Annotated in this window: 6 protein-coding genes and 1 pseudogene; 2 read left to right on the top strand and 5 right to left on the bottom strand. The window is 33.5% G+C overall.

Going from position 1 to position 12,993, the window contains the following annotated elements:
• Window position 1: 1 nt before the first annotated feature.
• Complete coding sequence (locus tag EKL97_RS05400) at window positions 2-1,714, bottom strand: PAS domain S-box protein (RefSeq protein ID WP_126460388.1); 1,713 nt, start codon at window positions 1,712-1,714, stop codon at window positions 2-4.
• Window positions 1,715-1,886: 172 nt separating this feature from the next.
• On the opposite strand from EKL97_RS05400, the gene typA reads away from it, so the two are divergent.
• Entirely contained in the window at window positions 1,887-3,683 is a 1,797-nt protein-coding gene (gene typA, locus EKL97_RS05395; RefSeq protein WP_126456299.1) for a translational GTPase TypA, read from the top strand.
• 351 nt (window positions 3,684-4,034) lie between these two features.
• Here typA and EKL97_RS05390 read toward each other — a convergent pair whose 3' ends face one another.
• From EKL97_RS05390 to EKL97_RS05375, 4 genes and pseudogenes are all read right to left on the bottom strand, one after another.
• On the bottom strand, window positions 4,035-8,981 hold the full coding sequence (locus EKL97_RS05390) for a T9SS type B sorting domain-containing protein (protein ID WP_126568379.1): 4,947 nt from the start codon (window positions 8,979-8,981) through the stop codon (window positions 4,035-4,037).
• Between the two features lie 72 nt (window positions 8,982-9,053).
• Window positions 9,054-9,396, bottom strand: a pseudogene (locus EKL97_RS05385) (ATP-binding cassette domain-containing protein); the annotation flags it as partial.
• A gap of 65 nt (window positions 9,397-9,461) precedes the next feature.
• The gene (locus tag EKL97_RS05380) at window positions 9,462-9,863 is read right to left on the bottom strand and encodes a response regulator (protein WP_126460394.1); all 402 of its coding nucleotides are present in this window, start codon (window positions 9,861-9,863) and stop codon (window positions 9,462-9,464) included.
• Window positions 9,853-11,682: a PAS domain-containing sensor histidine kinase gene (locus EKL97_RS05375; protein ID WP_126554397.1), complete on the bottom strand. Its 1,830-nt coding sequence runs from the start codon at window positions 11,680-11,682 to the stop codon at window positions 9,853-9,855. Before EKL97_RS05375 ends, EKL97_RS05380 begins: the two co-directional genes overlap by 11 nt.
• 228 nt (window positions 11,683-11,910) lie before the next feature.
• Between EKL97_RS05375 and EKL97_RS05370 the strand changes: the two genes are divergently transcribed.
• Complete coding sequence (locus tag EKL97_RS05370; RefSeq protein ID WP_126568377.1) at window positions 11,911-12,975, top strand: hypothetical protein; 1,065 nt, start codon at window positions 11,911-11,913, stop codon at window positions 12,973-12,975.
• Window positions 12,976-12,993: the final 18 nt, after the last annotated feature.

Raw genomic sequence — 12,993 nt, 5'->3', positions numbered from 1 at the left:
ATTATTTATTTTTAAAAGTTAATGTAAATATAGTTCCTTTATTGACTTCACTTTCAATATTAATTGTTCCTCCCATAGTTTCAACTTGAGATTTTACTAAATAGAGCCCTAATCCTTTGCTGTCCGGATAATTATGAAATCTCTGGTAAAGGCCAAAAACTTTATCTCTGTTTCTTTCCAGATCGATGCCTATTCCGTTGTCTTTGAAAATTAATACAATTGTGTCGTCAATTTCGCTGGTTGTGATTGTTATTTTTAGTTTTCTATTTTCGGATTTGTATTTTATAGCGTTGGTTAATAGGTTTAGTAAAATGCTTTCTATATACGCTTTATTGATGTTGATAATTGAAACTTTTTCAAAATTAATTTTTATAATGGGTTTGTATAATTCAATTTGAAAGTTGAGTTGATTGAACACATTTTCAAAAATATCTTGAAGAAGTACTGCTTCTTTTTTGATTGATGGATTGTCTTTGATGATGATTACTTTGACTAAGTCATTAATGGTTTCGTTTAATAAATGCGTAGATTTATTGAAGCCATATAAAATTTCTTTTAACTCTGGATTATCAATAGGAATGTCTTCGATTAAGTTCAAAAGTCCTGTCAAATTTGATAATGGAGCCCTAAGGTTGTGTGAAGTAATGTACGAAAACTGTTTTAGATCTTTGTTATTTTGTGTTAGCTCTCGAATAAGCTGTTCTTTTTCCTTTTCTTGTTTTTTTTCATCAGTGATGTCTCTCTGGATGGAGATCCAATGTGAAAGTTCGTTATCAGTATTGTATATTGGTATCATGGAGAAGCGTACCCAGTATTCTTTTTTGTTTTTTGTATAGCTGATGGTTTCAATAATGCACTCTTCTTTATTTTGTATAGCGGCTATCAGTTTTTTTAATTCCTCGTAATCTGAATTGGGACTATTAAAAAGTTCTGGAGATTTTCCTATACTTTCTTCGGAATTGTATCCTGACATGATTGAAAAAGCCGGGTTTACGTAGGTGATATTTGGGATATTTCCGTCGATCGAATTGGCTTCGGTGATGATGATGGAATCTTTTGATTGAATAATAACAGTCTCTAGCAATTTTAGTCTTTGTTCTTCTTCTTTTTGTTTTGTGATGTCTTGAATGGCTCCAATCATTCTAACGGCTTTCCCATTTTCATCTTTCAAGAGAAAACCTCTGTCAAGAACATACTTATAGGAATCGTTAGCGCATTTAAAACGGTATTGATCTTGCCAGTTTTCGGTTTTTTGTTCGATAAAAGAGTAGAGTTTGACAGACATTTTAATACTGTCCTCGGGGTGAATTTTATCAAACCACCATTTTGAACTATTACCAACTTCGTATTCTTTATAGCCAAAAACAGTTTCAATACCTTTGTTCCAAGAAAAGCTGTCTTCTTGTATTTTCCAATCCCAAATAGTATCACTTGTCGCTTTTGCTACAATATGGTATTGTTCATTCGATTCCTTTATTTCATCATTTGTGTTTTTCAGCTTTTCAAAAATGGATATGTTTCGAGTGTCATTTTTTGATAAAATGAGTTTGAAAATTATTCCGGTTAAAAATATGTATAAGATGTCTTTTGTGAAAGTGTAAAATTGGTGGTTTGAATCAGAAATAAAAGGTTGTAATAATTTATGACTAATGGTTGCTACAAACATTGAAATTACAATGTAAATGATAATTATTTGATTGGTTTTACTTTTCATTACTCAAATATAAATAATTATTTGTGAATTATTAAAGAACATAATAACTTATTTTTCGTGATTTTTTTAAAGACCTATTTCTGTGTCTAATGCGTTAAGAATATGTAAACTATTACATAAATATTTTTTATATCAAAATAAAGTGTACCTTTGCACCCATTAAAAATCACAGATGGAATCTATTAGAAACATTGCAATTATTGCCCACGTCGATCACGGTAAAACAACTTTGGTTGATAAAATTATGTATCACTGTCAGTTATTTCGCGATAACGAAAATACAGGTGACTTAATCCTTGACAACAACGACTTAGAGCGTGAAAGAGGTATTACCATTACTTCAAAGAATGTTTCTGTAGTATACAAAGGAACAAAAATCAACATTATTGATACTCCTGGTCACGCCGATTTTGGTGGAGAGGTAGAGCGTGTATTGAATATGGCTGATGGTGTTTGTCTACTAGTAGATGCATTTGAAGGGCCTATGCCACAAACTCGTTTTGTATTACAGAAAGCACTAGACCTTGGTTTGAAACCATGCGTTGTTATTAATAAAGTAGATAAAGAAAACTGTACTCCTGAAGAAGTGCATGAAAAAGTTTTTGACTTAATGTTCGAATTAGGAGCAGAAGAGTGGCAGTTGGATTTTCCAACAGTTTACGGATCAGCTAAGAACAATTGGATGTCTGATCATTGGGAAAACGTAACTGATAATGTGGAAGCATTATTAGATATGGTTATTGCTAATGTACCGGCTCCTAAAGTATCAGAAGGAACTCCTCAAATGTTGATTACTTCATTAGACTTCTCTGCTTTTACAGGTCGTATCGCTATTGGTCGTTTAGAAAGAGGTGTTTTGAAAGAAGGAATGCAGATTTCTTTGTGCAAAAGAGATGGTGTAATCATGAAATCACGTATTAAAGAATTACATACTTTTGAAGGATTAGGTCGTAAAAAAGTGCAAGAAGTAATTGCTGGAGATATTTGTGCAATTATTGGAGTTGAAGGTTTTGAAATTGGGGATACTATCGCTGATTTTGAAAATCCGGAAGCCTTACAAACAATTACTATTGATGAGCCAACGATGAGTATGTTATTTACCATCAATGACTCTCCTTTTTTTGGGAAAGAAGGTAAGTTTGTAACTTCTCGTCATATCAGAGACAGGTTGAATAAAGAATTGGAAAAAAACTTAGCGATGAAATTGGGTGAAACTGATTCAGCGGATAAGTTCATGGTTTTTGGTCGTGGAGTACTTCACTTGTCTGTTCTTATTGAAACAATGAGAAGAGAAGGGTATGAGTTACAAATTGGGCAACCACAAGTTATCATCAAAGAAATTGACGGTAAAAAATGTGAGCCAATTGAGGAATTGACAATCGACTTACCAGAGAATTTGTCTGGAAGAGCGGTAGAGTTTGTTTCTTTCCGTAAAGGAGAAATGTTGAGTATGGAAACTAAAGGGGAGCGTATGATCATAAAATTCAATATCCCGTCTCGTGGAATCATTGGATTGCGTAACCTATTGCTTACTGCTACAGCTGGTGAGGCTATTATGGCACACCGTTTTATAGGATATGAGCCTTACAAAGGAGAAATTTCTGGACGTAACAAAGGGTCATTGATTTCTATGGAAAAAGGAAAAGCGATTCCTTACTCTATCGATAAATTGCAAGATCGTGGTAGATTCTTCGTCAATCCTAATGATGAAATTTACGAAGGTCAAGTAATTGGAGAAAACTCCCGTAGCGATGATATGTGTGTCAACGTAACTAAAGAGAAAAAACAATCTAACGTTCGTTCATCAGGAAATGATGATAAGGCTAGAATTATTCCTCCAGTTATTTTCTCTCTTGAAGAAGCTTTAGAGTACATTCAAAAAGATGAATATGTTGAGGTAACTCCAAAATCGATTCGTTTGAGAAAAATATATTTGACAGAAACGGATAGAAAAAGATTTAAAATCTAATTTTATTTTTATAAAACTGAAAAGCCATTCGTTGATTCGAATGGCTTTTTTTTTGGTGTTTAGATCCCTTTTATTGGTTTTAATTCGCTGTTTGCTACACAATTTTAATGGCCTCTTGTGAGGTGTAAATATCAGTTATTTTTTTGCGACACATTTTAACTATGACGGTATTGTACCATAAAATTTAGATTAATTGATATTCATAAATAATATTATCCGGGATTTGCATGATGGATAGCAGCAAGCTACCGAAGTAGCGCGGATAGCCCGACAGCATAAATAGAAAGGGCTAATTCCGCATAATGATAAGTAGGCCTTTTCTATTTATGGTGGCATGCCCTATTAATTGTTTTATCGTTTCAAACTAAAATGACCTTTAGCTTCTCTTCCATCAGCTAATTTTATGGTATACCAATAATCATCAGAGGGTAATGGCTGCCCTGTAAAAGTACCGTCCCAGCCTTGACTGGAAGCTGTAATTTGTTTTAGTAATTTGCCGTATCTATCATAAATATAGATGGTAGAATTTGCATTAAAATCAGCATTTACTCCTTTTACATTCCAATAATCATTTTGGCCGTCTCCATTTGGAGTGAAAAATTTAGGTACGCCAATTAAGGCTATTTTTTGGCTCACTGTTCCACAACCATTTTTGTCATTGATGTATACTTCATGAATTCCAGCTGGTACATAATCAAAGAAATTTGAATCTTGAAAAGGTCCAAATGGTTCGTCAAGACTGTATTCATAAATTCCTTTTCCGGATACATTAACGGTTACCGTATTTGTATCTGCTAAATCAATTACATCAATGCTGGTAATACTAGCAATATCAGAAGCTGTAACTTTTATAGTTCGAATTCTAGAACATCCTGAAACTATTCTTACTTCTACAGTGTAGTTTCCTTCTTGATTTACATCTAGCGTGTAGTTGTTCTCATTTGGTAGAAGAACGTTATCTTTAAACCATTTATAGGTGTAGTCAGTAGTTGGGGATCCATCTTGAATCCCTGCATTTAGTGTTACAAAAAAAGTAGGAAGGTTCGAACAGACCAATTCGTTTTCTGATCCATCAGAATTTAAGTTTATAGGTGGTAAACTATTTACAATGAAAGGTAAAATAATTGAAGCTTTACAGGTTGAGTTAGCAGTATTCTCCACAACGGCTGTAATGTTTTGGGTGCTGCTAATGAAAGGATTTGGCAACGGACTAGATAATGAAGCTCCATTTGCATCAAAATATTTGACAACCATTCCTGTTTGATTTCCTAAAATCGTATTCTGAAAAGTACTCGTATCAAAACCAAACTTACCATCTTGTAACAAAGGATCTATTTCATCATCACATACGGTTGTTAAATTTACAGTTACTTGGAAAGCTTCTGGAAGATCATCCACTGTGAATGTTATCAACGTTTCGTCAAAACACTTTAAAGTTGAATTATTAGTAATAATTGCTTTTATCGTTTGTGTGCCTGTAGTATAGGTTGAAGGAAATGGGCTTGATATCGAATTGTTATTTTGATCAAAATAAGTAACAGTAACATTAGTTTGTCCTTGTTTTAAATCAGATTCTAATGTAGCTGTATTAAAAGTATATTTTCCATCTTGGTTGTCATCACATTGTCTTGGGATAGACACAGCGTAAGCAAACGGAAGTTTTTCAACTGTAAGTGTTACGTAATGTCCCAAGCCATAACAAGCATTATCTGTATCACTGTCTACGCGGCCCCAAATTTCTTGAGTGTTTACGTAACCAATATTTCTGTAATTAGATATATTGGTGATTGCATTTATTTCTGCTAACGCATCGGCTTGATTGCGATAAAATGTTATTGTGTAATTTTCCGCGGGTAATAAACTCTTTATATCTGTTTTTGCACTGCTAAAGTCAAAAGTACTTACACCATCTCTTTTATCATTGTTTGCATTGTTATTGCCGTTTATGTCTAATAAATCATCACATTGCACGAACTTTCTATTGAATGTACTTGGAATTTGTGTTGCTAAAACTTTTAGGGTCAATTCAGCTACACTAAAACAACCATTAGAATTAAGTACTCTTGCATATACTTTCATAATTCTAGGTGTTGTATTCGTAAAAGCCTTAGGCGTACTAATTAACTCTGAAGCGTTTGCCGTTGTAGCACCTAAAAATGAAGTGTAGTAAGAAAAGGTTTCATTTGCAAAATTGCTTGAAATCTCATCATTTTTAACCGTTAGATTAAATGTGGTTACCTCATTTAAATCTTCGTCACATTGAATAATGGTTGTATTATTCACGGTTGGTAACGTATATACGATTAAAGTAGTGTCATTTGAAATTAAGCCACAACTGTTTCCAATTTTATCTAATTTTACACGATATTTATATCCATTCATTGTGGTTTTTACATTGGTAACAGTCAATGAATTTGTAGTTACTCCAGAATATGTTGCGTCATCAGTAATATTAGTCCAAATGGTTCCATTAGTGGATACTTGCCATTGATAGGTGTTTCCGCCATTATCAGCTAGAGTAATTACTGCATTTTGTAGTTCACAAGTTGGCGAAACTGTTGGTTGTGTTGTTATAGTTATAGGAGCAGCGGTAGTGTAATTACTATTTGGTGTAGTATATCCTACGCCGCTTATTACTTGACCATTTGTATTTACTGAAACTGGATTATTGCCCAATACTCCGTCATTGTTTGGGTCTAAGAATCCGGCTTCGATGACATCATTGCATAAATCACCATCAGCATCTAAATCACGATAATTTCTGATTCCATCAGAATCAAGGTCATTTCCCGTTTCTATTGAATCTAAAATCCCATCGTTATCACTATCTAAATCCAAATAATCAGGGACACCATCGCTATCAGTATCCATCGGTATAAGTCCTGGATCGTAAGCGTTGTCGATACCGTTTTTATTTGTATCGCTATTTGTTACAGCTACTGCAGTGTTTGGTTGTGCTTCAATATTGTCAGCAATTCCGTCATTATCGCTATCGTTGTCTAACTGATCTGCAATCCCATCATTGTCGCTGTCTTTAGGAACGCACACTGCACTGATCGCTAATGTTGATTTATTAGCGTTGACATCTGATAAGTTTTTGTGTGAAAAAGTAATAGATTTCGATAAATTGGTTAGAAACTGAAATGTTGCTGTTCCTGCAGCCAATGGAGTGATACTTTTTAATCTAAATCTGATTTCAAATGAGGAAAATTGTTTTACTCCACTTTCGTAAATACCATCATAGTTAGTATCAATTAATAGTTGGTCACTTGGATTTAGTACCGTGATGGTTTTATTAACATCTGAATTCATTATGTATTCAGCATCTGCATTCAATAAATCAGTTGCACTAGCTATATTTACATATTTCATTTCCAAACTGATTGGATTAGAAAAAGTCATTTTATAACTAACAAAGTTTCCTTTTCCTGCTGGTACATTGGAAATAAAACTTCCGTCACTGCTTCCAATAAATGGCGTTGTACTTGCAGTTGTTGACGTGGTAATTGTTCCAGTAAATGAATTGGAGTAAAGACCAACTGCTACAGTTCCATTTGAAGGATTTGAAAGATCCAAGACTTGATTTCCATAGGATTCTGTGCAATTTGTAATACCGTCTTTGTCATTATCAAGATCAATATTGTCATTTACGGTGTCAAGATCTGTATCTGTTTCGCAAGTACTAACAGGAATTAAATCAGACAATACAGGTGGAGAATTACATCCTGAAATACTGCCTCGTACTTGATAGTAACCTGGCTGCGTTGGGGTATAAGAATTGCTGTTTGTATTAGGTATTACTGCGTTATTGAAATACCATTCAAAACTATCATATGATGAAAGTGAACTTACTTTTAGAATAACATTTGGGATGCAATTTGAATTAGATACTGTAATTTTATCAGTTACAATTTCTGGTTTTGTGTCAAAACCGGAATAATAACCGCCATAAGTAGCCGCGCCATTTGTCCCAAAGTAAGAAACATAGACTTGTCTGGTGGATTTTACTGATATATTGCCGAATAAACCATTACTTGTATATCTCACAAAACCTGAATTTCCTGTTACAGGAATAGCAGTGTTATTATTGAGCGTATTGTTGTTTACAGTCACGGTAGCTCCTGTTTCAGTAACGATATTCAATCCGCCATTATAAATTGTGCTTCCTATCAATTCAATAGAAGGTATATTATCAACAATGCTTGGCGTTGCACAATTTAAGGGCGGGACAAAAAATAAATTTTGATTGGCAGGAGAATTACCTCCCCCAATACTTTGATACGCAAATACGTTTTCAGATGTAGTTACGTATAAGTTTCCATTAGTAAATTTACTTCCATCAATATCAGCATATTCACCTTTATTTAATGTTTTAAAAAGAGTAACGCCGTCTAAAAATATTTTGGTATTATCTTCATTTGCTATCAATAACACACGTTCTAATTCATCGGTACCAAGACCTTTGACAAAAATATATTCTTTCCCAGTTTTTTCTGCTGAAACGATTTGGTCAAAACCAAGATCTCTCCCTGTTGGTTGCCCATTATTGAGAAATGTGCTATTACTACCGCCAAACGAACCTGAATTTACAACAACTGGTTTGTCGCTTACTACTAGCGCACCAATCATTTTTGAACTGTTTGAAGGTGTTGTGTTTGGGGAGTTATCCATAGCCAGCACGTAACTTTCATTTTTATCAAGAGTAACTACGATATCACCAGAAATAATAATTCCATTAGACAATACTGTTCCATTAAGTATATTAGAGATGGTTACTTTGGTACCATTTTCAGTGGATAAAATGGAGGCAAAATTTAGTAAGCTGCTGTCTAAAAGAGGGTTTAACATGGCGCCTAGCCTAAAAGTTTTACCTAATGCACTATTTCCTTTAGACACTAATCCTCCTGCATGTGCATACGATACTATTCCATTTTGTATATTTCTACCGGCATTGACTCTAACGCTTACATAAATTAAATCTTGAGCTTCAACAATGAAACCTTTATTAGCAATAACTCCTATTTGAGTTTTAGAAGTAAATAACTGTGTGTCGATTCCTTGTCCAATATCATGTCTGTAAGGATTACTGTTATTGACTGTTGCTGAAATAGTCGCTCCGCCAATTGCTGTAATTTCAAGTTTTACATTGGTAATACTAGGAGTAGAAATATATAAATAATGATCACCAGGTAAATTATTACTTGCCGCCGTAAGAGGCGGAATATAATGTGTTTTACTAAACTGCGAAAAACAACTTATGGAAAAAAGAATGATGAGTATAAGTAAAGTTTTTTTCATGTGTTAAAAATAACAAAATTTATATTATCTTCTTACTGAAAAATCGCCTTTTATTACTTTGCCAGTATCAAATTCCAGCTTTTCACTGACTTTTGCAGATTGGATTCCTTTGATTTTGCAAACCAACTTTAAGTTTTCCTTAGCCGTCATGTAGGGATAAAAGTTAGGTCTTTCAATAATGGTACCCACTTTTTTCAAGGCTTCATGAGTTTCCATTGTCCCGCCAAAAGCGGTATACACTGGAGGTTTTATTGACCACATTCAGCGCAATTCCTAAAGTAGTTGATTTCCCGCTGCCGTTAGGACCTAGAATCCCGTATACAGTACCTTTTTGTATTTCGAAAGAAACGTTTTTTAAAGCTTGAAGTGTGCCATAACGTTTGTGGAGATTTTTAATAAAGAGTATCGTTTCCAAAGGGTTCATCTTTATAATTTTATATAGGACGAATAAGGTATGATTTTGGTACTCTAAAATTAATATTAGTTTATTTCTTCGATTAATTTACGTAATAAATCTAATTTTTGTGCCGTAATAGGTTTGTCGATATAGTCTTTTACTACACGGTATTTTTTTGTCTTTTCAATATCATTAGGGTCAATTGAGGATGTCATGATGAAAATTATAATTTTTTTTTCTAAGGCTATCAGCAAAAATTCATCTAAAAATTGCCAACCATCCATGACCGGCATATTTAAATCTAATAAAATAGTGTCCGGCAGGTTTTCATTAGTATCAAAACAATGTTTTAATTTATCTAAGGCTAATTGGGGATTATGAAAAGATTCAATTTCGTCACAAAACTTATTTTTAGAAATGAGAATGCTCATCAATTTTACATTTAATTTATCATCGTCAATGATGTATGTTAATTTATTCTTCATATAAATAAATTTTAAAATTAGAACCTTGCCCCACTTCACTTTCTACTTCAATTTTTCCACCCATGGCTTCCAGCTGGTTTTTGGTTAAGAATAATCCAATTCCTTTCGCGTCTTCATTGCCGTGAAACGTTTTGTACATACCAAAAAGCTTGTGACCATTTTTTTCTAAATCTAATCCCAAACCATTATCTTTGAAATTGATAATGCTGTAATTGTCTTTAGCTTCGTAGCTAATTTCTAAAGTTGCAGTTCTATGGGGGGATTTATATTTAATTGCATTGGTAAATAAGTTAAGTAATATGCTGTCTAAATAAGCGGGGATAGCATTTACAATCAAATGGTCAGGAATGGTGTGAGTAATTACTATTTGACTCTCTTTGATGGCCTGACTCAAAGCCATTCTTGTTTTTTCAATTTCTTGCCTTAAGCGAATTCCTTTCTTTTCAATATTTATTTTTTGCTGAATGGTTATAATCTCATTCAAATATTCAATTGTTTCAGAGAGTTTTTGGGTGCCTTCTTTGAATAAATCAAAATAAGATAGTTTTTCAGTAATATCATCGGTATGATCTATCACATCAATTACCATAGATAGATTGCTGGTGTGGGAGCGGATGTTGTGGGAAACAATATGCGTGAAATTGTATAATTTATTATTTTGAATGTTGGTAATATCCAATAATTTTTTTAACTCTATTTCTTTTTCAATTCTTGAGGTTACATTTCGGCCTACGCCTATGAAATGAATAAAGGTATTATGGCTGTCAAATACCGTTGTTATATTAAGTTCAAACCAATATTTTTCTTTGTTTTTAGTGTAATTAAGAATGGTGATTTTTATACTTTCCTGATTCTGAATTGCCTTTCGCAGGAATTCGCTGGCTTGTTCATCCGTTTCTGGACCTTTAGAGGCATAGCCGGGTTTTTGGCCTATTACTTCTTCCATTTTCAACCCTGTAAGGTCTAAATAAGCCTGATTTGCCCATACTGCTTCACCGTTAGGATTTGCAATTACAATGGTGTCTGTAGTTTCGGAGGCTGCTAGGGAAAGCAAACTCATTTTTGCTTCAACATTTTTTCTTTCGCTGATATCTCTGACAAAACAGACTAAATAGGTAATGTTGTCCACCATGAATTTTTTGCCTGAAGCAATTTCAACAGCAATTGATTTTCCAGATTTGGTCCTTAAGGATGTTTCGTTGACAGTATATTCATTCTTTGTTAAATTGTATTTCAAGAAAAAACGAAGCTCTTTTCTAAATGTCATAGGAAACAGTTTCGAATGGTGTATTCCTTTGATTTCCGAATCATAATATCCGGTAAGTTCGGTGGATCTGGAATTACAGTCTGTAATAATACCATTAGAGGTATCTATAATTAGGATGGCATCATTGGCACTGGAAAAAACAGAAGAGAATTTTTCAACACTGAGCTGAAGTTCATTGATTAGATTTTGCTCCTTTGTAATGTCTTGAAAAGTACCTAGTAGAGATACTGCTTTTCCATCAATCACATCGACTTGACAAATGCATTCTACATATTTGATATTGTTTTTTGCGGTCGTAATCTCAAATTTATCACTAAATGGAATCCCGTGATTTATTGCACTATTAATAAGAACTTTGATTCGGTCTCTATTCTCACCCATGGTGTAAAAATTAATTCCATTCCCAATTATGGGTTCATAATTTTCAGGAACTTCCAGAATACATTTTGTAACCGCATCCCAAAAAATGTGATTCGTTTGCAGGTCCATTTTCCATATTCCAATCTTAGCTGATTGAGCCGCCCTGAAATAAAGTTCTAGTTTGTTCTTCATCAGTAGGTTTTAAATAGTTAAAGAGTCTTGGAGACTACCAAATATAAAGGTTATTTTTTTTTGTATCAAATATTTTTAACATAAAATGATGGTTTTGCTATTTATATCTTATTGTCTAGTCAGTATTTATTTTATGAAAAAAAATGAGAATTTATTAAAATATCTTTTAGAAACTAATCGCAAGCAACGCCTTAATTTATCGTAATTTTGTATTAAATTTTTTTTTCAATGAGTGAGCCAGTAATGCTTTTTAAAAAACCATCCTATCCTGTAAATAAATCACTTTTAGAATACTTGGGACGGTTTGATCGCTTGTCAAAAGTTTCTATTTTTTACGATGACTTATTGCGTTTTTCCGGATCAATAACGGTCTATGATAAAAATGACCAGGATACGTTATGGATACGGGTATACTACAATGATTTTGAGCGAGAAGAAATTGATTTGAATCTAAAAAAAATCTATTCACTACTCCATTCTGACGGTAATCTGGGGATTATCAAATTCTTGAATGTGGATTCCATTGATTACTGCACTTTTGGAAATTCAAAACCTTTTCGAATAAAAGTCAGGAACATACTAAATGATAATTACACCCATTTTTATATTAAAAAAGCAGATGCTTCTCGTATTTACGGACTGGAGTTAGAGCATATTCTTTCTCCGGACAAAATAAATTTTTTAGTATATGAAGACACTTTAATAGAAGAGCATATTATGGGGATTCCTGGTGATGTGTTTATGAAAACACTGCTCATTAATTGCACCGAAACAGAAAAAGCGCAAATAGCCAAAGAATTTGTCAAGTTCAATGAACGCTGTATGATTCGATTATTAGGGGATATGCGTTCCTATAATTATGTAATTGTGCCCACCCATGATTTTGATCAAGTGGTCTATAAAATACGTGCTATTGATTTTGATCAGCAATGCTACGAAGGAAACTTCAAAGTGTACCGCCCTCAGTTTTTTAAAGAAAATTACCCCATGGTAAAATTAGTTAAAGAAAAGCTTCAAAACAGTTCCATAGAGCAATATAAGGATGAAGAAAGAGCCGTTTTAGCCAAAAGAATCCTTTCTGCCGAAAACAGGATCAAGCGGTTGTTGAAAATTATGCGCGAGGACGTAATTGCTCCCGAGGCACATATTGAACAATTGCGATTAGAGCTTTATCGGTACACCAATGATTTGAATTTTAAAAGTGCAAAATCAATGGGCGGTATCATGAGTGCAGCTTTTCATTTTATTACCAGAAATTTCAAAACCAGTACTTTATTCAAAACAAAAGTATAAATTTCCTTGTTTTTCAGT

The organism is Flavobacterium sp. LS1P28, from assembly GCF_003970335.1.
Taxonomy (GTDB): domain Bacteria; phylum Bacteroidota; class Bacteroidia; order Flavobacteriales; family Flavobacteriaceae; genus Flavobacterium.
Note: the sequence above shows the minus strand (reverse complement) of the source record. Positions and strands in the feature narration are given on the sequence as shown.

Bases quoted from the DNA above. Each gene is read 5' to 3' on its own strand.
- EKL97_RS05400 (WP_126460388.1), bottom strand. From the start codon at position 1,714: ATGAAAAGTAAAACCAATCAAATAATTATCATTTACATTGTAATTTCA.
- typA (WP_126456299.1), top strand. From the start codon at position 1,887: ATGGAATCTATTAGAAACATTGCAATTATTGCCCACGTCGATCACGGT.
- EKL97_RS05390 (WP_126568379.1), bottom strand. From the start codon at position 8,981: ATGAAAAAAACTTTACTTATACTCATCATTCTTTTTTCCATAAGTTGT.
- EKL97_RS05380 (WP_126460394.1), bottom strand. From the start codon at position 9,863: ATGAAGAATAAATTAACATACATCATTGACGATGATAAATTAAATGTA.
- EKL97_RS05375 (WP_126554397.1), bottom strand. From the start codon at position 11,682: ATGAAGAACAAACTAGAACTTTATTTCAGGGCGGCTCAATCAGCTAAG.
- EKL97_RS05370 (WP_126568377.1), top strand. From the start codon at position 11,911: ATGAGTGAGCCAGTAATGCTTTTTAAAAAACCATCCTATCCTGTAAAT.